This is a genomic window from Pseudomonas sp. MWU347 (assembly GCF_017947305.1).
Classification (GTDB): Bacteria; Pseudomonadota; Gammaproteobacteria; order Pseudomonadales; family Pseudomonadaceae; genus Aquipseudomonas; species Aquipseudomonas putida_A.
Genome location: NZ_JAFGZB010000001.1, coordinates 115,016 through 137,801 on the forward strand (window position 1 = coordinate 115,016; position 22,786 = coordinate 137,801).

The following is a 22,786-nucleotide window of genomic DNA, read 5'->3' on the forward strand; positions in this document are numbered from 1 at the left end:
TCACCTCGCTGTTGTTTTTATGGAACTGCGTTGCCCAGGCAGGCAGCGCGTTAAGTGCTCGGGTACAGATGCTGATTGTTGTGTTGCCTGTTATGGCCTCTTCGCGAGCAAGCCCGCTCCCACAGTTGATCTTGGGTGTGACAGAGACCTGTGTTTCGACACAAATCCCTTGTGGGAGCGGGCTTGCTCGCGAAAGCGATCTAAAGAACGACCGTGCGATTGGCGTTCAAAAACACCCTTCTTTCGATGTGATAACCCACGGCCCGGGCCAGGGTCAGGCCCTCGATATCCCGCCCTTTGGCAATCAGATCCTCCGGGTAATGACTGTGATCCACCGCCTCGACGCCCTGGGCAATGATCGGCCCTTCATCGAGGTCGTTGTTGATGTAATGCGCCGTCGCGCCGACCAGCTTCACGCCCTTGTTGTAGGCCTGGTGATACGGCTTGGCACCCTTGAACCCCGGCAGCAGCGAGTGGTGAATGTTGATCGCCTTGCCATCGAGCTTGCGGCACAGCTCCGGTGACAGCACCTGCATGTAGCGGGCGAGGATCACCAGTTCGGCGCCGGACTCTTCGATCACCTGCCACACCTGACGCTCCTGCGCCGGTTTGTCGTTGGGGTCGAGGGGGAAATGGTAGTAGGGAATCTGGTGCCAGTCGGCCAGCGGCTTGAGGTCCGGATGGTTGGACACCACCGCCGCCACGTCCATCGACAACTGGCCGATGCGCTGGCGGTAAAGCAAATCGTTGAGGCAGTGATCGGCCTTGGAAACCATGATCACCACTTTTGGCCGGTAGTTCGGCGCGGTCAGCTCGAAGACCATGCCGAACGCCTGACCGCGCTCGGCAAGGCCGGCGCGGAAGGATTGTTCGTCGAAACCGTCAGGCTGACGGAATTCCACGCGAATGAAGAAACGGCCCGAGAGCCGGTCATCGAACGAATGGTGCTCGGTGACGTAGCAACCCTGCTCGAACAGAAAACGCGTCACCGCGTCCACCGTGCCTAGCACGCTGGGGCAGTCGGCGGTCAGAATCCATGTGTCTGGGGCGCGGCTCATGGTGCGGTGACTCCTGTTCTTTTGTGCGCGGTGTCTGGGGGATTTTTGCCCCTCACCCTAGCCCTCTCCCGGAGGTAGAGGGGACTGACCGAGGTGTTCTTTCGAGCTACGCCGACCTGAAATATCGCGGCGAACTCAGGCTCGAAAACCACACAAATCTGCTCCCTTTCCCCCTCTCCCCCCTGGGGGAGAGGGCTGGGGTGAGGGGGTAAGCTTTTAGGCTTGTACGCTCAACCCGTATTCAGCCGACGCATCCTGCAACCACAACCACCAGTAGTCCGAGAAGCTGCGGCGGATCAGCAGTTCCCAGGTGTCTTCGGCGGTGTGGCGAATCATCAGCTGCGACTTGGCGAACACCGTGCCCACCGCTTTGCCGACCGGGAAGTTGTTCGGGTGCACGTCGTAGCTGGTGGATTTCATCAGCACCTGACGCACGTTCGGCCCGCTCAGTTCGAGCACTTGCTGGCCGCCGCTGACGTTGACGATCGCGATGTGCAGGTCGCCCAGCGCTTCGCGCAGTTTCTGCTCGGCGGCGAATTCTTCACCGCTTGGCACGATCAGCAGCCACTCGTCCGGGCCCATCCATTGCAGGCTGGTTTCGCCTTTGACGATCACGCTCAGGGCGCCCGGCAACTCAATGCCGAGGGCCTTGTGCACGCCGGCTGCGAACGCTGCATCGTGGCCATCGCCACGAATGGTCAGGTGACCGAGGAGTTTCTTTTCACGCACGATGACGCCGGCGTTCTTGCGACCCTTGCCGACCAGGCTGGCGAGGTCGGCATGGTGCAGCGACGACTCGGCCTTGGCCCCGGTGGTCGGGCGTTGTTGGTATACGTTGGCTGTGGTCATAAAGCACCTTCCTTAATTCTGACTTGAACCCTTTGCAAGCAGATCTACCGCTATCGCGAGCAGGCTCACTCCTACAAGGGGTACGCGATCACCTGTAGGAGTGAGCCTGCTCGCGATGAAGTCACCGCGGTGCGACTGGCACTCCACAGGAGCCGAACCCTCAAATATTCTGCCGATCACCCTTCGGATCGAAGAACACCGAAGACACAATCTCCGCCTCGATCACGCTGCCATCGGCCAGCGGCGCGAACACCCGCTCGCCCATGCGCTTCAGACCGCCCTTGACCACGCCCATGGCAAACGAATAGCCGAGGGAGTTGTGCGCGTAGCTGGAGGTCACGTGGCCGACCATGGTCATCGGGATCGCCTGCTTGGTGTTCAACACCAGTTGCGCACCTTCCGGCAGCCAGACGTTCGGGTCGATCGGCTTCAGGCCCACCAGTTGTTTACGCTGATCCTTCACGCAGTCTTCTCGGTTCATGCCGCGCTGGCCGATCCACGAGAACGGTTTGGTGCGACCGACGCACCAGCCCATGTTCAGGTCGTCCGGGGTCATCGAGCCGTCAGTGTCCTGACCGACAATGATGAAACCCTTCTCGGCGCGCAGCACGTGCATGGTTTCAGTGCCGTACGGCGTCAGGTTGTACTGCTTGCCAGCCTCGACGATTTTCTCCAGCACGCCCATCGCGTAGTCGGCCTGCACGTTGACTTCGTACGACAGCTCACCGGTGAACGAGATACGGAACACCCGCGCCGGCACACCGCCGACCAGACCTTCTTTCCAGGTCATGAACGGGAAGGCTTCGTTGCTCAGATCGATGTCGGTCACGGCGCTGAGCAGCTTGCGGCTGTTCGGCCCGGACAGGGTCATGGTCGCCCAATGGTCGGTGACGGAAGTGAAGTACACCTTCATCTCCGGCCATTCGGTCTGGTGGTACAGCTCCAGCCATTGTAGGACGCGCGCGGCGCCGCCCGTGGTGGTGGTCATGACGAAATGGTTGTCGGCCAGACACGCCGTCACGCCGTCGTCGAAGACCATGCCGTCCTCTTTGCACATCAGGCCGTAACGGGCCTTGCCCACGTCGAGCTTGGTCCAGGCGTTGGTGTAAACGCGGTTGAGGAACTCGCGGGCATCCGGGCCTTGAATATCGATCTTGCCGAGGGTCGAGGCGTCGAGCAGGCCGACGCTGTCGCGCACGGCTTTGCATTCGCGCTTCACCGCGGCGTGCATGTCTTCACCGTTTTTTGGGAAGTACCACGGACGTTTCCACTGGCCGACGTCTTCAAACTCGGCGCCGTTTTTCAGGTGCCATTGATGCAGTGCGGTGTAGCGCACCGGTTCGAAAATGTGCCCACAGTGACGACCGGCTACCGCGCCGAACGTTACCGGCGTGTAGTTCGGGCGGAACATCGTGGTGCCCATCTGCGGGATGGTCACGTTCAGCGAGCGGGCGGCGATGGCCAGACCGTTGACGTTGCCGAGCTTGCCCTGATCGGTGCCGAAGCCCAGCGCGGTGTAGCGTTTGACGTGCTCGACCGACTCGAAACCTTCGCGGGTCGCCAGTTCGATGGCGGCGGCGGTGACGTCGTTCTGCAGGTCGACGAATTGTTTCGGCGCACGCGAGGTGCCCTTCTCGTGCGGCACCTGGAACAGCGCCAGGGTCGCCTCTTCGAGACGGCTCAGAGCCTTGGGCAGCGTGCCTTCGACCACCCCGAAACCGGCTTCACTGGCAGCGCGTGCGCCACCTTCGAAACCATCGGCCAGCGAATCTCCGAGGCCGTAAACGCCGTTGATGCCGCCGACGCACACACGCTTCTGCGGTGCTTCGCCCGGTACGAAACCGAGGATGTCTTCACGCCAGATCGGCTTGCCACCGAGGTGCGAAGCCAGGTGCACGACAGGGCTGTAACCGCCGGAACTGGCGATCACGTCGCAGTCGAGCCATTCGCCCGGGCTGGTCACGGTGTGCGCTTTGACGTCAATCGCGGCGATGCGGGCAGCGGTGACGCGCTTGCTGCCACGGGCCTCGATCACGGCGCTGCCGGTGAGGATGCGAATGCCTTTGGCGCGGGCTTCTTCCACCAGCGCACCACGCGGATTGCTCCGTGCATCGGCGATGGCCACCACTTGCAGGCTGGCGTCGAGCCAATCCAGCGCCACGCGATAGGCGTGATCGTTGTTGGTGGTCAGCACCAGCTTCTTGCCCGGTGCCACACCGTAACGGCGCACGTAAGTCGAGACCGCACCGGCGAGCATGTTGCCCGGCACGTCGTTGTTGCCGTAGACCAGCGGACGCTCGTGGGCGCCGGTCGCCAGTACTACACGCTTGGCGCGAACCCGGTGGATGCGCTGACGCACCTGACCGATTGGCGCACGGTCACCGAGGTGATCGGTGAGGCGTTCGTGAATGGTCAGGAAGTTGTGGTCGTGGTAGCCGTTGACCGTGGCGCGCGGCAACAGCAGCACGTCCGGGGTGTTTTTCAATTCAGCGATAACGCTGGCCACCCACTCGATCGCCGGTTTGCCATCGAGGCTTTCGCGGGAATCGAGCAGACTGCCGCCGAACTCTTCCTGCTCATCGGCGAGGATCACCCGCGCACCGCTGCGTGCAGCCGCCAGGGCCGCGGCGAGCCCGGCAGGGCCGGCGCCGACGATCAGCACGTCGCAGTGCTGGTTCATGTAGTCGTAGGTGTCCGGATCGACTTCGGTCGGCGAACGGCCAAGCCCTGCAGCCTTGCGAATGTACTTCTCGTAGGTCATCCAGAACGATTGCGGGTACATGAAGGTTTTGTAGTAGAAACCCGGCGGCATCAGCTTGCCGCCGACCTTGCCGAGAATCCCCATCATGTCGTTGTTGACGCTCGGCCAGCCGTTGGTGCTGGTGGCGACCAGGCCTTGATACAGCGCCTGTTGCGTGGCGCGCACGTTGGGAATCTGCGTGGCTTCGGTGGCACCGATCTGCAGCACGGCGTTCGGCTCTTCGGCACCGGCGGCGAAGATCCCGCGTGGACGCGAATACTTGAAGCTGCGGCCGATGATGTCGACGCCGTTGGCGATCAGTGCCGAGGCCAACGAGTCGCCCTCGAAGCCTTTGTAGCTCTGACCGTTGAAGGTGAAGCTCAGCACTTTGTTGCGGTCGATCCGTCCACCGTTGGACAGGCGATTGGTCTGGCTCATACCTTCTCTCCCAGCGCCGTCGTGGCTGTTTTCGCCGTATCAGCCTTGTCGGTGAATTGCGGCTTGGTGCCGATCTTGTAGGTTTCGAGAATCTCGTAGGTCACGGTGTCGCGGGTGACGTTGAAGTACTGGCGGCAACCGGCGACGTGATCCCACAGTTCGTGGTGCAGACCACGCGGGTTGTCGCGGAAGAACATGTAATCGCCCCACTCTTCATCGGTGCAGGCGGCAGGATCCAGCGGACGCGGGATGTGCGCCTGACCGGATGCATGGAATTCCTCTTCGGAGCGCAGTTCGCCGCAGTGAGGACAGAAGATATGCAACATGGGGATTTCTCCTGTTAGTGGGCGACGGCAGCAGCGCCGTGTTCGTCGATGAGTGCGCCGTTGTGGAAACGGTCGATGGAAAACGGTGCAGCCAATGGGTGCATTTCACCCTTAGCCAGGCTGGCGGCAAACACGTTGCCCGAGCCAGGTGTGGCCTTGAAGCCACCGGTGCCCCAACCGCAGTTGAAGAACATGTTCGGCACCGGGGTTTTCGAAATGATCGGGCAGGCGTCCGGGGTGGTGTCGACGATGCCGCCCCACTGACGGTTCATGCGCACCCGCGACAGCACCGGGAACATCTCGACGATGGCCTGGATGGTGTGCTCGATCACCGGGTACGAACCGCGCTGACCATAGCCGTTGTAGCCGTCGATACCGGCGCCGATCACCAGGTCGCCCTTGTCGGACTGGCTGATGTAACCGTGCACGGCGTTGGACATGATCACGCTGTCGATAATCGGTTTGATCGGCTCGGACACCAGCGCTTGCAGCGGGTGGGATTCGATCGGCAGACGGAAACCGGCGAGCTTGGCCATGTGCCCGGAGTTACCGGCGGTGACCACACCGACACGCTTGGCGCCGATGAAACCCTTGTTGGTTTCAACGCCGATGCACACGCCGTTTTCCTTGCGGAAACCGATCACTTCGGTCTGCTGGATCAGATCCACGCCCAAGGCGTCGGCGGCACGGGCAAAGCCCCAGGCCACGGCGTCGTGACGAGCGACGCCACCACGACGCTGAACGGTCGCGCCCATCACCGGGTAGCGGGTGTTTTTCGAGCAGTCGAGGTACGGAATCTCGTCGGCCACTTGCTTGGCATTGAGCAGTTCGCCATCGACGCCGTTGAGGCGGTTGGCACTGACCCGACGCTCGGAATCACGGATGTCCTGCAGGGTGTGGCAAAGGTTGTAGACACCGCGCTGGGAGAACATCACGTTGTAGTTCAGATCCTGCGACAGACCTTCCCACAGTTTCATCGCGTGTTCGTACAGGTGCGCCGACTCGTCCCACAGGTAGTTCGAGCGAACGATGGTGGTGTTGCGCGCGGTGTTACCGCCGCCCAGCCAGCCCTTCTCGACCACGGCGACGTTGGTGATGCCGTGCTCTTTCGCCAGGTAGTAGGCGGTCGCCAGACCGTGCCCGCCGCCGCCGACGATGACCACGTCGTAGACCTTCTTCGGCGTCGGCGTGCGCCACATGCGCTGCCAGTTCTCGTGGTGGCTGAGGGAGTGTTTGAAGAGGCCGAAGCCCGAATAGCGTTGCATAGTCATTTACTCCAAACCGCTCAGCGATAAACCGGGTAGTCGGCGCACAGTGCCGCGACGTTCTTGGCCACATTCGCTTCAACGTCGGCGTCACCGAGGTTGTCGAGGATGTCGCAGATCCAGCCGGCCAGCACTTCGCACTGGGCGACCTTGAAGCCGCGGGTGGTGACGGCCGGGGTGCCGATACGCAGGCCCGAGGTCACGAATGGCGACTGCGGGTCGTTCGGCACGGCGTTCTTGTTGACGGTGATGTGCGCACGGCCGAGGGCAGCGTCAGCATCTTTGCCGGTCAGGCCCTGACGGATCAGGCTGACCAGGAACAGGTGGTTGTCGGTGCCGCCGGACACTACATCGTAGCCACGTTTGATAAACACGCTGGCCATCGCCTTGGCGTTGTCGATCACTTGCTGCTGATAGGCCTTGAAGCCGGGCTCCAGCGCTTCCTTGAAACACACGGCTTTACCGGCGATGACGTGCATCAGCGGGCCGCCCTGGGCCCCGGGGAATACTGCGGCGTTGAGCTTCTTCTCGATCTCTTCGTTGGACTTGGCCAGGATCAGCCCGCCACGCGGACCGCGCAGGGTTTTGTGGGTGGTGGTGGTGACCACGTCGGCGTACGGCAGCGGGTTCGGGTACAGGCCAGCAGCGACCAGACCGGCAACGTGGGCCATGTCGACGAACAGCAGCGCACCGACCTTGTCGGCGATCTGACGGAAGCGCGGGAAGTCCAGGGTCTTGGAGTAGGCGGAGAACCCGGCAACGATCATCTTCGGCTTGCACTCGACGGCCAGACGCTCGACTTCGTCGTAATCGATCAGCCCGGTATCGGTGTTGATGCCGTACTGCACCGCGTTGTACAGCTTGCCCGAGGACGACACTTTGGCGCCGTGGGTCAGGTGACCGCCGTGGGCCAGGCTCATGCCGAGAATGGTGTCGCCCGGCTGGATCAGCGCCAGGTACACGGCGCTGTTGGCGGAGGAGCCGGAGTGCGGCTGGACGTTGGCGTAATCGGCGCCGAACAGCTGCTTGGCGCGTTCGATGGCCAGCGCTTCGACTTTATCCACATGCTCGCAGCCGCCGTAGTAGCGCTTGCCCGGATAACCTTCGGCGTATTTGTTGGTCAGGCCGCTGCCCTGCGCTTGCATGACGCGTTTGCTGGTGTAGTTCTCCGACGCGATCAGCTCAATGTGATCTTCCTGACGTTGCTCCTCGGCATTCATCGCCGCCAGCAGTGCATCGTCGTAACCCTGGATCTGGTCTTGCTTGCTGAACATCGCGTCTCTCCCAGCGGCGGCAGTGCGCCATTCGTCTCGGTAAGGCACTGGCAATCAAGGCAGTGCCCTTTGATGCGATGGTATGACCGGTGCAGACAGCTCAAATGCCTGCGGACGCCACGCAAAGGTGCGTTTACGACATGGCCGGAAATGGTTGGTCGGACACATCATCCAAAACTGCGGAGATCCCCTGTGGGAGCGGGCTTGCTCGCGAAGAGGTCGTGTCAGTCGACATCAATACCGCCTGACACACCGCTTTCGCGAGCAAGCCCGCTCCCACAGGGGTCAGGTGTATGCCGTGCGGATGGCGAGCAACAGGAGGAAATGCAGGGGGTAGAGTGCGTACGCCCAGCGGCGCATGGGCAGGGGATGGGTAGACCCGAAGTGTCGCAACAGGAACATGCCGAGCAATGGCGCACCCAGACACGCCGCGATGCCGATTACCGCGACGGCGTTACCGAATACGGCAGCCTCATACAGCACCTGCCACTGATTCCCCGCCAGACACACCAGCCCCGGCAGCAGGCCGAAATACCAGGGACGACGGATCACCCACAGCAGCGTCAGCGGCAACAACACGCCAAATAGACCAAACATCAGCCATTGCGAAAACAGCGCCGCCAGCAGCAAGGCGCTCACGCCCAAAAGCCGCGACAACAACGTGCGATCCTGCCAGCCCCGCGCCACCAGCAACCCCAGCGCCAGCGTAGGCATCACGTTCAAGGTGTCGGGATCAGGAATGTACAAGCGGTAGGGAATTTCGCTGACCGCACTGAACAGCAGCAGCCAGCCCAGATAGCGCCACTCGGCCTTCTGCGCACCGGCCCTGGCAAGATTCGCCGCCATCGCCAGGCAGAACCACGGGAACGCCAGACGTCCCGGCACATACAGCCAATCGGCGCTGATCCCGACATATCGCAGGTGATCGAGCAGCATGCTCAGCAGCGCCAGCCACTTGAGCAGATCCAGCGCGCCGTCGCGTTTAGTCACGTGCATAATCGGGTAACAAACTGGTAATTTTCTGACAGCGACATCCCGTGTGCTCCCCGGAAGATCTTCGGTAAAGTGCGCACCCTCATTGACCACGAGCCTTCACAAGAGTCTCGACCACGGAAGCCGGCCATGACCGACAAGAGCCAACAATTCGCCAGCGACAACTACTCCGGTATCTGCCCTGAAGCCTGGGCCGCCATGGAACAGGCCAACCACGGCCACCAGCGCGCTTATGGCGACGATGAATGGACCGCACGTGCGGCCGACCATTTCCGCAAGCTGTTCGAAACCGACTGCGAAGTGTTTTTCGCCTTCAACGGCACCGCCGCCAACTCGCTGGCGCTGTCGTCACTGTGCCAGAGTTACCACAGCGTGATCTGCTCGGAAACCGCCCACGTCGAAACCGACGAATGCGGCGCGCCGGAATTCTTCTCCAACGGCTCGAAACTGCTGATCGCTGGCACCGAAAACGGCAAGATCACCCCGCAGTCGATCCGCGAAGTCGCGCTCAAGCGCCAGGACATCCACTACCCCAAACCGCGCGTCGTGACCCTGACCCAGGCCACTGAAGTCGGCAGCGTCTACACCCCGGAAGAAGTCCGCGCCATCAGCGCCACCTGCAAAGAGCTGGGCCTGCACCTGCACATGGACGGCGCGCGTTTCTCCAACGCCTGCGCGTTCCTTGGCTGCTCGCCGGCCGACCTGACCTGGAAGGCTGGCGTCGATGTGCTGTGCTTCGGCGGTACGAAAAACGGCATGGCAGTGGGTGAAGCGATCCTGTTCTTCAACCACAAACTGGCCGAAGACTTCGATTACCGCTGCAAGCAGGCCGGGCAACTGGCGTCGAAAATGCGCTTCCTTTCGGCACCGTGGGTCGGCATCCTCGAAAACGACGCCTGGCTCAAATACGCTCGCCACGCCAACCACTGCGCGCAACTGCTGGCCGAGCTGGTCAGCGACATTCCGGGCGTGGAACTGATGTTCCCGGTACAGGCCAACGGCGTGTTCCTGCAACTCTCGGAACCGGCCATCGCCGCGCTGACCGCGAAAAACTGGCGCTTCTACACCTTCATCGGCAAGGGCGGCGCACGCTTCATGTGCTCGTGGGACACCGAAGAAGAACGCGTACGCGAACTGGCTCGTGACATCCGCGAAGTGATGTCCGCCTGATTCCCCTGTAGGAGCTGCCGCAGGCTGCGATCTTTTGATCTTGATCTTAAAAAACAAAATCAAAAGATCGCAGCCTGCGGCAGCTCCTACAGGGATGGCGATGACTCTTGGTCTACATTGTCTGTCGAGCCCTCCGCTCACATAACAATAAGCAGGAGCATCGGCATGTCGCTACAAGGCAAAACCCTGTTCATCACCGGCGCCAGCCGTGGCATCGGGCGTGAGATTGCTCTGCGGGCCGCGAAGGACGGGGCCAATATCGTGATTGCGGCCAAAAGCGCCGAAGCCCACCCCAAACTGCCTGGCACCATCCACAGCGTAGCCAAGGAAGTCGAAGCCGCTGGCGGCAAGGCATTGGCCCTGCAAGTCGATGTGCGTGATGAAGACGCGGTGCGCACTGCGCTGGCCCAGGCCAACGAGCATTTCGGCGGCATCGATGCGCTGGTCAATAACGCCGGGGCGATCAAGTTGACTGGCGTGCAGCACATCGAACTCAAGCGTTTCGACCTGATGCACCAGATCAACACCCGCGCGGTACTGCTGTGCAGCCAGGCCGCCCTGCCCTATCTGAAGAAATCCGCCGGACACATCCTCAACTTGTCGCCACCGCTGAACATGGCGAACAAGTGGTTCGCCCAGTTCAGCCCCTACACCGTGACCAAGTACGGCATGAGCATGCTGACGATCGGGATGAGCGAGGAGTTCGCCAGTTACGGCATCAGCGTCAATTCACTGTGGCCGCAGACCATGATTGCCACCGCCGCCATCGAATTCCAGTTGGGCAACCGCGAGTCGTTCAAGCATGCGCGCACGCCGGCGATCATGGCGGATGCGGCGCATGTGATCCTGAGCAGCAGCGGGCGGAAGATCAGCGGGCGGTTGTTGATTGATGAGGAGATTTTGCGGGAGAGCGGCGTTAGCGAGTTTGAGCATTACCGGTTCGAACCGGGGAGTGATGCGGCGTTGATGACGGATTTGTTTATCGACTGAAAAGCCCCTCACCCTAACCCTCTCCCGGAGGGAGAGGGGACTGATTGGGGGATATTTGAGAATTACCCCGACCTGAATCTGCTTTACCGAATCCATAATCGATAAGGTCTTTCAGGGTCGATGTATAGCGCCAGACACCTCGGTCGGCCCCCTCTCCCTCTGGGAGAGGGCTGGGGTGAGGGGCAAGCCGTACGCAAAATTCGCCCCAGCTCAGAATTCGATTCTGACGTCGCCCTTCGGCACGCTGCAGCACGACAAGATAAACCCTTCCGCCTCGTCGTCCTCGGTAATCCCGCCGTTGTGCTCCATCTCTACTTCGCCCCCAAGCTTCATCACCTTGCACGTGCCGCAGATACCCATGCCGCAAGCTTTCGGGATCATCAGGCCAAGCTTGGCCGCCGCCGCGTGCACGGTTTCGCCCGGGGCCACGCGGATGCTCTTGCCGGAGGCGGTGAATTCGACCTGATGTAGATCCGCCGCATCGATTTCCGGCGCATCGGCGGCCTGCTCGGCTTGCTCCACCGCATCGGCACGAGCTTCCGGTGGCGTGGCGCCGAAGGACTCCTCGTGATAACGCGACATGTCGTAACCGGCCACTTCCAGCAGGCGCTTGACCGCGTTCATGTACGGCGTCGGGCCGCAGCAGAACACTTCGCGCTCGAGGAAGTCGGGCACCATCAGTTCGAGCATCTTGTGATTCAGATAGCCACGATAACCGGCCCACGGCTCGCCCAATCCATGTTTCTCGCAGATCAGGTGCAGGCTGAAGTTGTCGATCCGCGACGCCATGTGTTCCAGCTCGCGGTGATAAATGATGTCTTTCGGCGAGCGCGCGCTGTGGATAAAGGTCATGTCGACGTTGGCGTTGGTGTCGTAGAACCAGCGCGCCATCGACATGCACGGGGTGATCCCCACGCCACCGCTGAGATACAGCACTTTCGGGCTCGGGAAGTCGATGGCGTTGAACAGTCCGACCGGGCCGTGCACCGCCAGCTCCTGGCCTTCATGCAGGGTGTCGTGCAGCCAGTTGGATACCTTGCCCCCCGGCACACGCTTGATGGTCACCGAGAAGCTGTACGGCACCGACGGCGAACTGGAAATGGTGTACGAGCGCATGATCGGCTGGCCGTCGATTTCCAGCTCCAGGGTCACGAACTGCCCGGGCTTGAAGAAGAACAGGATCGGCTGGTCGGCCATGAAACAGAAGGTGCGCACGTCCCAGGTTTCCTGGATGACTTTGACGCAACGGACGATGTGTCGGCCATTGGCCCAGGTCTGGGTGGTGACCGGATTCAGGAAGCTGTTGGACATGCTGTTCTCCACGGCCGACTGTCGGCCTTCATGTGGCGATTCTGCGTATAGCGTGAACCGTCCGTTTACCTATCCGCGACATCGGCATACTTATCGCGACCAGCCCCCAACCGCCGGGGGTTGCGCGTCGGGAACAGATTGCACCATGTCGCCCATGGATAAGGTTCCGGCCAGCGCCGGCCCCACACTCGCCCCACACCAAGACGAATTCTTTACACCTTGCGTAGCAACCCTGATCAGCCACTTTCGCGGCCACGCAGATGGCCTTGAGGAATACATCGATGGACGTCACCGCAAAAATCAGCCTGGGCGATCCGCTGGAACCCGCACGCAAGGCCACCGCACAGATGCTGCAGGAGCGCGAGCGCACTTTCTCGCTGCCGCAGCCGTTCTACAGCGACGAACGCCTGTTCGATATCGACATGCAGGAGATCTTCCAGAAAGAGTGGTTGATCGCCGGCATGACCTGCGAGATCCCGGCCAAGGGCAACTACCTGACCCTGCAGGTCGGCAAGAACCCGATCATCGTCATTCGTGGCGCCGACGGTGTGGTGCATGCCTTTCATAACGTCTGCCGCCACCGTGGCTCGCGTCTGTGCACCAGCGAAAAGGGCAAGGTCGCCAAACTGGTCTGCCACTACCACCAGTGGACCTACGAACTGGACGGGCGCCTGCTGTTCGCCGGCACCGAGATGGGCGCCGACTTCGACATGAAGCAGTACGGCCTCAAACCGGTGAACGTGAAGACTGCCGGCGGCTACATTTTCATCAGCCTGGCGGAGAATCCGCCGGCCATCGATGACTTCCTGTCGACGCTGAACCACTACATGGAACCGTACGACATGGAGAACACCAAGGTGGCGATCACCACCACCTTGATGGAAAAGGCCAATTGGAAACTGGTGCTGGAAAACAACCGCGAGTGCTACCACTGCAACGCGTCGCACCCGGAACTGCTGAAAACCCTGCTGGAATGGGACGACGTCACCGACCCGCGTGCCGATCAGGCGTTCAAGGATCACGTCGCCGCCTCCGCCGCGGCGTGGGAAGCCGAGAAAATTCCTTATGCACACGCCAGTTTCGGCCTGCGCAACCGTATCGTGCGCATGCCGCTGCTCAAGGGCACCGTGTCGATGACCCTGGACGGCAAACAGGGCTGCGCCAAACTGATGGGCCGGATCAAGAACCCGGATCTCGGTTCGATGCGCATCCTGCACCTGCCGCATTCGTGGAACCACTGCATGGGCGACCACATCATCGTCTTCACCGTATGGCCGATCAGCGCCCAGGAAACCATGGTCACCACCAAATGGCTGGTGCACAAGGATGCGGTCGAAGGCGTGGATTACGACGTCGAGCGCATGCGCCAGGTGTGGGACGCGACCAACGATCAAGACCGGCGTCTGGCCGAAGAGAACCAGCGCGGGATCAACTCCACCGCCTATCAGCCTGGGCCGTACTCGAAGACCTATGAGTTTGGCGTGGTCAACTTCGTGGATTGGTACAGCGAGCGGATGCTCAACAACCTTGGGGCCGAGCCTGCGCCGTACCTCAAGGGCGTCCCGGTTCAGGGCTAAAAGCAAAAGCATCGCGAGCAGGCTCACTCCTACAGGGGAATGCATTCCAATTGTAGGAGTGAGCCTGCTCGCGATGACGTCATCACATTCACCGCCTCACTTGGATGACCACCTCACACTGCCATCCTCACCAATAAACTCCTCAAAAATATCCTCCCCCACCAGCCTGATTTTCGCGTAGCCATTCAACACCCGCAGCGGATACGCCGGGTCGTTGGCATCCTGCGTCTCCGACCACAATACCCGCGAATGCCCGTCCAGCTCGCTGGCGTTGCCGTATGGAATCGCCCCATGCCCGGCGCAGCGCGCATGCAAACCGCCCTGTTGTGCGTAGACGATGCCGTTGTGCAGATGTCCCCAGTACCAATAATCCGGCTCGCGCCCCAGTGCATCGCACACCGGTTGATACAGCGCGGTCTTGTTGTGCCCGGAAATGTCGAAGCCCTGGTGATGGCTGAGCACCATGATTTTTTTGCGTTTCGGCAGGCCTTTCATCCAGACGATCTGCGGCTCATTCAGCGTGCCATCCATGTACAAGTTCATCGCATCCGAGGCGTAGGCCGAATCGAGGCCGACCACCAGCCAGTCGTCATTGATCAAGGCGAAATAACTGGTGCCCTGCTGCCCCGGAAAGCGCTTGGCCAGTTCCTTGAAATAGCCGTGGGCGCCGCTGTACATCTCGTGGTTGGAGTTGAGGGTGAACGAGCCGTGGCTGCCCATCGGCCAACCGGCCATGTCGACGTCTTCCTGCGAATGGCTGCCGGCGTAGTAAACATCGCCCAGATGGATGGTGAAATCCGCTTGCGCCAGTTGCATCTGGTTGGCGACTGAAACTGCCGGCGCATGACTGTCGAAGGGGCCGGTGCCCCAGTCGCCGGCAATCGCCAAAGTCACGTCGCGCTCCATCTGCACCACCGCCGGGTCAGTGCCGAAGGTCGCGTGATGGCGCAGGTTTTCAATCCACTTGAGCAATGCCTCGCTCCACAGCAGATCAAGCAATTCCCACTTGCGACAGCCGAGCAGGCTGCCGTCCTGCAACACCCGGGTTGCCAGTTGATCCGGCGATTGCGGCAACGGTGTGGCATTGCCGATACGCAGGATCGACAACCCGTGGGACAACTCCCACGGCACCGCCGGCTCGTCGCCCGGCAACTCACCGTTTTTCAGCACGTACTGCGCCTGATCGTGACCGCGCTGCAGCAGCTTGATGATCGCCTGAAACTCCTGCGGTTCCAGCTCGCTGATGAGCTTCATCCAGGCCATTTCCATGCGCGTGAACAAGCCGTGAATGCGCAGTTTGACCTTGTCGTACTCGTGTTCCCAATGACTGACCAGTGACATGGCGTAATCCTCTATCCGTAAGGGTTCACAGGGTTTTCATGAATTCGATCAACGCACGTTTGTCGTCGTCCGACAGCGTGGTGCCATACAGGTGACCGCTGTTGTGGTTGCCCTCCAGTCGGGTGTCGTATTTGAAATCCGCCGAGGCTTTGGCCTGAGCGCCCGTGGTGACGAAACCGACGTTGACCGGGTCGTAGACGTCGGAGCCGGTGATGAACACCACCGGACGTTTTTCCGGCGGTTGCAGCAGATCCCACAGGGTCGGCACCGAACCGTTGTGCAGGTACGGCGCGCGCAGCCAGATGCCGTCAGTCGGCGTGTTGCTGTAGCTCTGGGTCTTGCGATACGCGCCGAAGTCGAACGGCGGTTTCTTGAAGGTGTGGAACGCCGTCACCAGACCGGTGGTGAACGAGTCGAGCCGATGCGGATCGGTGCCCAGTTGATCGATGTTGGTGGTCACTTGCCCGGTGTCGGCGCGCCCGAAGTCGTGGCAAGCGGCGCAATTGGCATCCCAGATCGGCTTGCCTTGCGCGACTTTCGCCTGATCCAGCGCCCACGGCCATGCCGGCGCCTTGTGCCCGAGCAGCCAGTTGGTCACCCGGTTGAAGCTCGGTGGCAGCACCGATTCCGGGGTCGCGCCCACGGCCATGGCGGCGGCGTAGTTGCGCTCATGGATCTTGTTGTTATTGCCGTCCCAGTGCAGGTACATCGACTCCCGCGGCTTCTGGTTCCACACTTGCGGCAGGTCGACGGTGCCGATGGTCGAGTCATCCGGGAAGCCGAACACCACCATTTTCGTCGGGTTGAAGGTGTCGGTGCGGCCCGGCCCCTGAGCGGGCCGCAACTTCTGCCAGGCATAGGCCTGCTTCTGTTTGAGCAGCGCGCTCTTGGCCATCGGGATGATCAGGTAGCGGTTGTAGAGCTTCTCGAAAAAGCCCAATTGGAACTTGCTGTTGATCGCCGCCATCACCGCGCCGGTGGTGAATTTCGGATCGCTGGCGCAATCGTAGGCGAACCACTGGAAGGCTTGCAGTTGCAGGGTGTTGGCCGGTGCGCTCGGCACGTTGACCGCGACGTCGCTGGCATTGGCCCGGTAGGAGCCGGTGTGGCACAGCGCGCAGTTCGGCTCTACGGTCGGGTAACCGATCTGCCGCTTGGCCATGCCGATCGGCAGGTCCTTGCCGTTCTCATAGAGAAAGCCGAAGACTTCCCAGCCGCCGGGTTTGGGCAGTTTTTCCGGGCACATCTGCGGCAGCACGGCGAACAGGTAATACGGGATCCGCGCCTCGATACCGAGGCCGATGGCGGCGTATTTGTAGTGGTCTTCGTCGGAGGCGTATTCCTGCTCCGGCACCACCCGCAGCATCTGGTACCAGGTCTGGTAACCGATGAAACCGAGCAGCGCCAGCACGACCAAGGTACCGACCTTGAAGGCATGACTCTGCCATTGCCGCGCCCAGGCCGCGCGCCACTCGCGCCAGCCGTCGCACAGCAGCGCCCATGGCCGGTTCGCGGGCGTGGTGCCGAGGTACAGCAGAATGCCGAGGATCAGGAAGAAGCTCAGATCGCCCATCAGCATCGGCACGAACACCGAACCCTGAATGCTCGTATTGATCAGGTAAATCCAGAACACCACGGCGATCAGCCGCGTCAGCACGCACAGCCAGGAATGCACCACATAGCGCGGCGCGTTGAAGCCCGACGGCATGTAAAACACGCTGATGCCCACCAGCAGCATCCCGGCGTTTTCCAGCCACGGGTCGGAGAGTTGCGGCGGCAGACCGACCACCGATGTCAGCAACCCCGGCGCGAACAGCGCCGGGATCGCGAACACCATGTTCATCGCAATGCCGATCCAGATGAAGCGTTGAAACCAGCGGATGTAGCTGTCCATATCATCCATTTCCTTCTGACCACCAACCAGCGATGTCCCCTGTGGTGAGGGGATTTATCCCCGATGGGTCGCGAAGCGGCCCCAAACCCTGCCGGCGCGGTCTGTCAGGATGATCGCGCACTCAGGTTTTACGACTGCTGCGCAGCCGATCGGGGATAAATCCCCTCGCCACAGAGAATCTCCTCAACACAGAAATCAGTAATCGATCTCAGCCGAGGGCCGTTTTCTCCAGGTGCTCAAGGATGAGCGGATACACATCCACCACCGCGTTCTTGCCGAACATGCAGTCGATGTGGCCGTAACCCGGCACTACGTGCCGGCTGTAGCGCTCCGGCCCGTGGACTTCGCAGACTCGCTGGTAGGTCTTGAGCGTGCTTTCCGGCAGATAGCACTGGTTCTCCGCGCCGCTGATAAAGCAGATCGGCATCGTCAGCCGCTGGAAGTGCGGCATGTACACATCGTTGCCTTTGAAATCCACCAGATGCCCTTTGCGCACGATCAGCGCCAGGTGCTCGAAGGTCTCGATGTTCGATTCGCCGAACAGTTCGTGCAGGTTGTCGTGCAGGGTTTCGTTGAGCGTGTCGTGGCGATACAGCGAGGCGTACATGAAGGTGATGCGGTGGCACACCGGGTTGGTGCAATAGCCCTGCGCCTCGATCCGCGCGTAGCCGTTGAGGGCCTTGTCGTAGAGGCGGTTGAACCAGTTCTCCTTGCTGTCGGCGTAAGCCGTCATCGATTTGATGCCGATCGCATCGAGCATTCCCGGCAAGTGCAGACCAGCCTTCAATCCGGTGGCTGTGGCGACCACGGTGTCAGCGGCAATCTGCGAGCAGACCACCGAACGCACACCCTGCAGCCCTGCCAGCAACGACATGAAGAACGTCGTCGCGCCGTAGCAATGCACCACGCACTGCACGTCCTTGGCCTTGGTCGCTTGTTGAATCTGCGCGATGGCAGCCTTGAAGTCGTACTGGGCGATCTGGTCGCCATTCCACTCTTTCTTGCTCGCCGGCAGCAGAATGCTCACCCGGAAATCCAGCAGCCACACGTCGTAGTCGTGCTTGCACAGGTACTCCAGCAGGTTGGTCTGGATGGTGTCGGTGGAAAAGATATTCGAGCCGACGCCCAGGCCATGCACCAGCATCACCGGGCCTTTGCTACCGGCCTGATAACGGGTCAGGCGCAGCTCGACGCCGTCCTCGGTGGGGAAGAAATGCACTGCCGGGGTCGGCGCATCCAGTGGCCGTTTCAGCCGTGGCGGCGCGTCGGGGTTGAAGTAGATATCGCCAGCGAAGACCCCGCCGTAACTCTCCCAGAGAATCCCGGCGAAGAACTTGCCGAAACGCGCCAGGCCTTCGATGCGCTCGCGCTCGTTACGCGCGTTGAGCACTTTCATGGTGGTCATCTGCTTGGCGAAATCGGTCGGATGAATGTGCATCACCCCGGAGCCGATCACCTCGCCCGACTTGTCCGGCCCGCGGTACAGCGTCACGTACAGGGTGCTGGTGTCGTGCCAGATGTTCAGCACGCCGTTGTCTTCCGGCACGGTTTTGAAGGCGCTGAAGAAATAGTCGTTGCCGTCCTCGGCGGTCAGTTTCATGTCGTATTTCATGTGCCGTGTGTCGACCTGCTGCTCGAATTGTTCGAACAGATTGAACACGCCGTTGCTGGCGGTCAGCGGTTGCGGCGACAGCGCCGGGGCATTGACCGTACCGACAATGGTCGCGGCGTGCTCCGGTTCCTTGATCATCCGGTTGAGGTCGTTAGCGGTGATGGTCAGGGTAAAGTCGATCGGCGAATTATCTGCCTCACCGCGTTTGGCCGCCGCTTCGTAGACTTTCAGATCGGTGCTTTGCGCGGCGGTGAAGGCGCGGGAGAAATAGCCTTTCATGGTTTCGGTGAACTGCACGCCGAGAGTCGGTGGTGCCACCTGTTTGCGCGGTGCCGACGGCAGCGTGTAGTCGATCTGCCAACCACGGTCGGCGGCCAGCAGGCCCATGTTGCGTTCACTCACAGCGGAGATGGTCAGCAGCGGATTGACCGCCAGCGAAGTCGGAATCACCGCGCCATCGGTCACGTAGAGGCTGGCGTAGACATCAGTGCCGTTGGCGCCGCTGAACACCTGGCCCTTGTGATTGACCACGCCTTGCGCGGCGTCCTCGCCCATCACGCAACCGCCCAGCGGATGCACCGAGACGATGCTGTGCTTGAGCAGTTGGGTCCAGATCGGATTCTCGACCCAGACCCCGCCCAGTGCCTTGGTACTCTGGTACAAACGTTCGTTGCCAAGCTTGAAGTTTTCCTGCTCGCCGACACCCGGCCAGTCGATGCGCAACTGGTCCTTGTTGTCGAGAATCATCCGGCCCTGGCCGCTGTCGTGGCTCATAATCAGGTAGGTCTGCATATTGTGCAGCGCGCCGTAATACGGCCCGCGCAGGAAACTCTCGGCCTCGCGCTCCTTGTAGCCGAGCTTGCCGCTGAAACTGTCGTCGGTGGCCACGCCGATCATTTCGGCGAACCCGGCCATCGCCGGCACCATCGGCCGGCCGAGGGCGCCGGGGATCGAGCCTTCCTCGATGACCATGCGGCTGCGCCAGTCACCTTCGGTGCGCATGTCGATGATCGAGGTGATGCACGGGCCGACCGGGTGCAGTTCCTTGGCCGAATGCGCACCGAAACCGATGCCGTTGATGGTCTGCTCGCAGTTGTGGCCGAAACCGAGGATGTCGCCGTTACCGCTCATGTTCTCGCCGAGCTGACCGGACATCACCAGACCCTTGTCCCGCGAACGCAGCAGAATTTCGGTAGAGCCGAGGGTGCCGGCGGAGACCACGACGATATCGGCCTTCACGAACAGCGTCGGCGCGTCGAATTTCTCGCGCCCGCTGTCGAGGTACTGGAAGTGCACGATCCAGCCATCGCCGTCGCGCTCCAGATGCCGCACCTCAGCCTGGCAGAAAATCTCCGCGCCATGGTTCCAGGCATCCGGCAGATAGTTCATCAGCGTGGTGTTCTTGGCCTTGTTGTTACAGCCCGAGACGCAGTCGCCGCACTGGTTGCACGGCAGTTGCTCGACGCCGACGTGGTTGAGGTTGTTCGGCAGTTTGTCGAAGGTCACGTTGATCGGTGGCTTGTAGAAATGCGCGCCTTGCTTGAGGTAGTCCGCAGACTTTTTGTTGGCGTCGAGCTTGGGCAGGTTCGGCGCGTTGTTCGGGTACGGATTGGGCTTGAGCATTTCCCGGGCGCGGGCGTAACCGTCCTTGAGCAGCGTATCGCGATGATCGCGTACCGCCTGCGGCCAGCGTGGATCCTCGAACACCCCGGGTTCCGGCTCCAGGGCAACGTTGGCGTTGATCAGCGATGTACCGCCGAGGCCGCAGCCGACCACCACGTTCTGCTGGGCGTTGACGTGCAGATCGAACAGCCCGGTGCGCGAGCCGATGTGGCCGTCCGGGTCATGCACCTGCAACTCTTCGGTCGCGGCGATCATGGTGTTGGGGTATTCACCGGGCTGGATTTCCCGCCCGCGTTCGAGCAGGCACACCTGCTTACCGGCCCGGGACAGGCGCGACGCAGCAATGCCGCCGCCATAACCGGAGCCGATGACGATCACGTCGTAGTGTTCCTTGATCTCGCTGATGGGCGTTGCGATGCGTGTCATGAGGGTGTTCCTCTCTCAGGCAGATGGGGCAACTCTGCGGTTGCCTGCAATCAATGGGCGAACGGGCACCTGGCCTCCGGGTCGAGCCCGGCGACAGCACAGCGGTTAAAGCAGGAGGTCGCTACAGACGAGCGCGTTGATTGGCCGCACGACGTAACGTGCGCTTGCGTGGCGAGGGGGGATGGCGGTGTGGGCGGCTATCCATCATGCGTTCTCCCAGAACCTGATGTGGATAAGTGACGGCTGTCCTTGTGCCATTGCAGTGAAGACAGCGCAGGAATCGAAGTCAAGGCAACGCTTTAGAACTGTATGAAATCTGATCAATTGCGGTTTGGACTATGCCCGGCGGGGCCTGCAGGGTTTGGCGAACAAGTTATCCACATAGCCATGCACAGCAAATGGGGGTAACTGTGGATGAATGGAAAAATAACTGCCTGATTTGTGAAGAAAAATCGTGACTTATCCAGAAGGATGGTTTGCAGGAGTGATTGGCTGTTTTTTGATCAAATATCTACACGTCACGTTTCACATGGCCTGTAGAGGATGGCGAACACGTTATCCACAGAAGCACCAACAGAGTTCGGGGGTAAATTTGTGGCTGCTGTGGAAAAGTGCTGAGGACTGTGGGAAATCGGGCGTAGCGCAGGGATTATCAGCCTGAAACGCTTCATCGATCATTTATTGATCAAATCCCTGCAAGCCACGGTTTATATACCTTGCAGCGAACAGCGAACATCTTGTCCACAGAAGCGCCAACAGAGATTGGGGGCAACTCTTGAAGTTATTCAGGAGAAAAAGCCCGGTAAAACCGTGACTTAGGCTGGTTGTTTTTTGAGCTGGGGCCTGGAGGGCTTGATTGGCGTGGGGTACAGGGATGGGCGAACACGTTATCCACAGATCCGCCAACAGGGATTGTGGGTAAACACTACCCCTCACCCCAGCCCTCTCCCAAAGGGAGAGGGAGCCGACCGCATCGCCTGTTCAAACTCCACCGACCTGAACGAACATTGTGATCTCAGGCTTGGCCAGACCAAGGTCACTGCGCAATCGCAGGTCGATGTAATTAGCCAATACCACTCGGTCGGTCCCCTCTCCCTCCGGGAGAGGGCTAGGGTGAGGGGCTTTTCAGCGAACAACCCCTTCTTCGATCAGTAGTTTGAGGATCGCTTCAGCGCCGGCCTGCGCGGTGACACCCTTGAGCACTTGTCCACCGCCGCCACTGGCTTTGGCGGTGGCAGCTTTCATGCGGTCCGCACCGCTCTTGGCCTTGATCACCTTCAAACGTTTCGGCCGTGGCTTGGCCGGCTGCAACGTGGCAACCGCCAGCAGTTCATCGTCGAGCACCTCCACGTCTTCGGCATTCAACACCCCGCGTCGCGCCGGGCCGTAGGCACTCTGTCGAGGTTTGGGCGCGGCGTTATCCACAGTCGCCAGAAACGGCAGCTTCACCTTCAACCGCCGTCGCTGCCCACGCGGCAAGGCTTGCAGCACCAGCGCCGAACCATCATTGATCGACTCGACCTGCGCCAGCCCCACCACCAGCGGCCAGCCCAGCCCCTCGGCCAGCAGGAACGGCAACATGCCCGAACCTTCGCCGGTTTCCGCCTGACTGCCGGTCAGCACCACTTGGGCGCCGGCCTCGCGCAGATACGCGGTCAGCCCCGGCAAGGCGTCGGCGCCAGCGGGTTGTTCCAGCACATGCAGCTGTCCCAGGCCCATGCCCAGATAGGCGCGCAGCGCCGGTTCCGCAACGTCCCCGGCATGCAGCACTTGCAGGTTATCCCCAGCCAGTTGCAGGCCCAGTTCCACGGCGCGGGCGTCCTGTTCGGCGCGGCGTGGCCGGCCCGACGTCGGGTGGGCACCGATGGAAACCAGACTGATGATCTTTGTGCTCATAAC

Annotated in this window: 15 protein-coding genes; 3 read left to right on the forward strand and 12 right to left on the reverse strand. The window is 61.1% G+C overall.

Features of this window, described 5'->3' with window-relative positions; translation table 11 throughout:
* Positions 1 to 200: 200 nt before the first annotated feature.
* The 7 genes from purU to KCG87_RS00540 all read right to left on the reverse strand — a co-directional run bounded on the left by purU (position 201) and on the right by KCG87_RS00540 (position 8,946).
* On the reverse strand, positions 201 to 1,058 hold the full coding sequence (purU, locus tag KCG87_RS00510; RefSeq protein ID WP_003228959.1) for a formyltetrahydrofolate deformylase: 858 nt from the start codon (positions 1,056 to 1,058) through the stop codon (positions 201 to 203).
* Positions 1,059 to 1,274: 216 nt separating this feature from the next.
* Positions 1,275 to 1,907 carry a sarcosine oxidase subunit gamma family protein gene (gene soxG / locus KCG87_RS00515; protein WP_008086919.1) on the reverse strand — a complete coding sequence of 211 codons (633 nt, stop codon included), beginning with the start codon at positions 1,905 to 1,907 and terminating at the stop codon, positions 1,275 to 1,277.
* A 160-nt stretch (positions 1,908 to 2,067) separates the two neighbouring features.
* Positions 2,068 to 5,085 (reverse strand): sarcosine oxidase subunit alpha, encoded by a 3,018-nt coding sequence (locus tag KCG87_RS00520; protein WP_210556481.1) that lies wholly within the window; start codon positions 5,083 to 5,085, stop codon positions 2,068 to 2,070.
* A complete protein-coding gene (locus KCG87_RS00525) occupies positions 5,082 to 5,411 on the reverse strand; it encodes a sarcosine oxidase subunit delta (protein ID WP_007962600.1) in 330 nt (109 codons plus the stop codon). Before KCG87_RS00525 ends, KCG87_RS00520 begins: the two co-directional genes overlap by 4 nt.
* Before the next feature lie 14 nt (positions 5,412 to 5,425).
* Positions 5,426 to 6,676 (reverse strand): sarcosine oxidase subunit beta, encoded by a 1,251-nt coding sequence (locus KCG87_RS00530; RefSeq protein ID WP_003206307.1) that lies wholly within the window; start codon positions 6,674 to 6,676, stop codon positions 5,426 to 5,428.
* A 20-nt stretch (positions 6,677 to 6,696) separates the two neighbouring features.
* Entirely contained in the window at positions 6,697 to 7,950 is a 1,254-nt protein-coding gene (glyA, locus tag KCG87_RS00535) for a serine hydroxymethyltransferase (protein WP_027610662.1), read from the reverse strand.
* 285 nt (positions 7,951 to 8,235) lie between these two features.
* Positions 8,236 to 8,946 carry a TraX family protein gene (locus KCG87_RS00540; RefSeq protein WP_210556479.1) on the reverse strand — a complete coding sequence of 237 codons (711 nt, stop codon included), beginning with the start codon at positions 8,944 to 8,946 and terminating at the stop codon, positions 8,236 to 8,238.
* A 126-nt stretch (positions 8,947 to 9,072) separates the two neighbouring features.
* Here KCG87_RS00540 and KCG87_RS00545 point away from each other — a divergent pair, with 126 nt between their 5' ends.
* Positions 9,073 to 10,113: a low specificity L-threonine aldolase gene (locus tag KCG87_RS00545; protein WP_016772826.1), complete on the forward strand. Its 1,041-nt coding sequence runs from the start codon at positions 9,073 to 9,075 to the stop codon at positions 10,111 to 10,113.
* A gap of 165 nt (positions 10,114 to 10,278) precedes the next feature.
* Positions 10,279 to 11,103, forward strand: coding sequence for an NAD(P)-dependent oxidoreductase (locus KCG87_RS00550; RefSeq protein WP_210556478.1), 825 nt, complete (start codon positions 10,279 to 10,281; stop codon positions 11,101 to 11,103).
* Positions 11,104 to 11,313: 210 nt separating this feature from the next.
* On the opposite strand, the gene gbcB is transcribed toward KCG87_RS00550, so the two are convergent.
* Positions 11,314 to 12,414 carry a glycine-betaine demethylase subunit GbcB gene (gbcB, locus tag KCG87_RS00555; RefSeq protein ID WP_095187122.1) on the reverse strand — a complete coding sequence of 367 codons (1,101 nt, stop codon included), beginning with the start codon at positions 12,412 to 12,414 and terminating at the stop codon, positions 11,314 to 11,316.
* Positions 12,415 to 12,695: 281 nt separating this feature from the next.
* On the opposite strand from gbcB, the gene gbcA reads away from it, so the two are divergent.
* Positions 12,696 to 13,991 (forward strand): glycine-betaine demethylase subunit GbcA, encoded by a 1,296-nt coding sequence (gene gbcA / locus KCG87_RS00560; protein WP_027610658.1) that lies wholly within the window; start codon positions 12,696 to 12,698, stop codon positions 13,989 to 13,991.
* 96 nt (positions 13,992 to 14,087) lie between these two features.
* Here the strand turns inward: gbcA and KCG87_RS00565 are convergent, their stop codons facing one another.
* The 4 genes from KCG87_RS00565 to KCG87_RS00580 form a co-directional block, all read right to left on the reverse strand.
* Complete coding sequence (locus KCG87_RS00565) at positions 14,088 to 15,332, reverse strand: metallophosphoesterase (RefSeq protein WP_210556477.1); 1,245 nt, start codon at positions 15,330 to 15,332, stop codon at positions 14,088 to 14,090.
* 25 nt (positions 15,333 to 15,357) lie between these two features.
* Positions 15,358 to 17,226, reverse strand: coding sequence for a hypothetical protein (locus tag KCG87_RS00570; RefSeq protein WP_210556476.1), 1,869 nt, complete (start codon positions 17,224 to 17,226; stop codon positions 15,358 to 15,360).
* Between the two features lie 208 nt (positions 17,227 to 17,434).
* On the reverse strand, positions 17,435 to 20,887 hold the full coding sequence (locus tag KCG87_RS00575; protein ID WP_210556475.1) for an alpha/beta fold hydrolase: 3,453 nt from the start codon (positions 20,885 to 20,887) through the stop codon (positions 17,435 to 17,437).
* Positions 20,888 to 22,012: 1,125 nt separating this feature from the next.
* Positions 22,013 to 22,783: an electron transfer flavoprotein subunit beta gene (locus KCG87_RS00580; protein ID WP_210556474.1), complete on the reverse strand. Its 771-nt coding sequence runs from the start codon at positions 22,781 to 22,783 to the stop codon at positions 22,013 to 22,015.
* Between the last annotated feature and the right edge of the window lie 3 nt (positions 22,784 to 22,786).

Bases quoted from the DNA above. Each gene is read 5' to 3' on its own strand.
- purU (WP_003228959.1), bottom strand. From the start codon at position 1,058: ATGAGCCGCGCCCCAGACACATGGATTCTGACCGCCGACTGCCCCAGC.
- soxG (WP_008086919.1), bottom strand. From the start codon at position 1,907: ATGACCACAGCCAACGTATACCAACAACGCCCGACCACCGGGGCCAAG.
- KCG87_RS00520 (WP_210556481.1), bottom strand. From the start codon at position 5,085: ATGAGCCAGACCAATCGCCTGTCCAACGGTGGACGGATCGACCGCAAC.
- KCG87_RS00525 (WP_007962600.1), bottom strand. From the start codon at position 5,411: ATGTTGCATATCTTCTGTCCTCACTGCGGCGAACTGCGCTCCGAAGAG.
- KCG87_RS00530 (WP_003206307.1), bottom strand. From the start codon at position 6,676: ATGCAACGCTATTCGGGCTTCGGCCTCTTCAAACACTCCCTCAGCCAC.
- glyA (WP_027610662.1), bottom strand. From the start codon at position 7,950: ATGTTCAGCAAGCAAGACCAGATCCAGGGTTACGACGATGCACTGCTG.
- KCG87_RS00540 (WP_210556479.1), bottom strand. From the start codon at position 8,946: ATGCACGTGACTAAACGCGACGGCGCGCTGGATCTGCTCAAGTGGCTG.
- KCG87_RS00545 (WP_016772826.1), top strand. From the start codon at position 9,073: ATGACCGACAAGAGCCAACAATTCGCCAGCGACAACTACTCCGGTATC.
- KCG87_RS00550 (WP_210556478.1), top strand. From the start codon at position 10,279: ATGTCGCTACAAGGCAAAACCCTGTTCATCACCGGCGCCAGCCGTGGC.
- gbcB (WP_095187122.1), bottom strand. From the start codon at position 12,414: ATGTCCAACAGCTTCCTGAATCCGGTCACCACCCAGACCTGGGCCAAT.
- gbcA (WP_027610658.1), top strand. From the start codon at position 12,696: ATGGACGTCACCGCAAAAATCAGCCTGGGCGATCCGCTGGAACCCGCA.
- KCG87_RS00565 (WP_210556477.1), bottom strand. From the start codon at position 15,332: ATGTCACTGGTCAGTCATTGGGAACACGAGTACGACAAGGTCAAACTG.
- KCG87_RS00570 (WP_210556476.1), bottom strand. From the start codon at position 17,226: ATGGACAGCTACATCCGCTGGTTTCAACGCTTCATCTGGATCGGCATT.
- KCG87_RS00575 (WP_210556475.1), bottom strand. From the start codon at position 20,887: ATGACACGCATCGCAACGCCCATCAGCGAGATCAAGGAACACTACGAC.
- KCG87_RS00580 (WP_210556474.1), bottom strand. From the start codon at position 22,783: ATGAGCACAAAGATCATCAGTCTGGTTTCCATCGGTGCCCACCCGACG.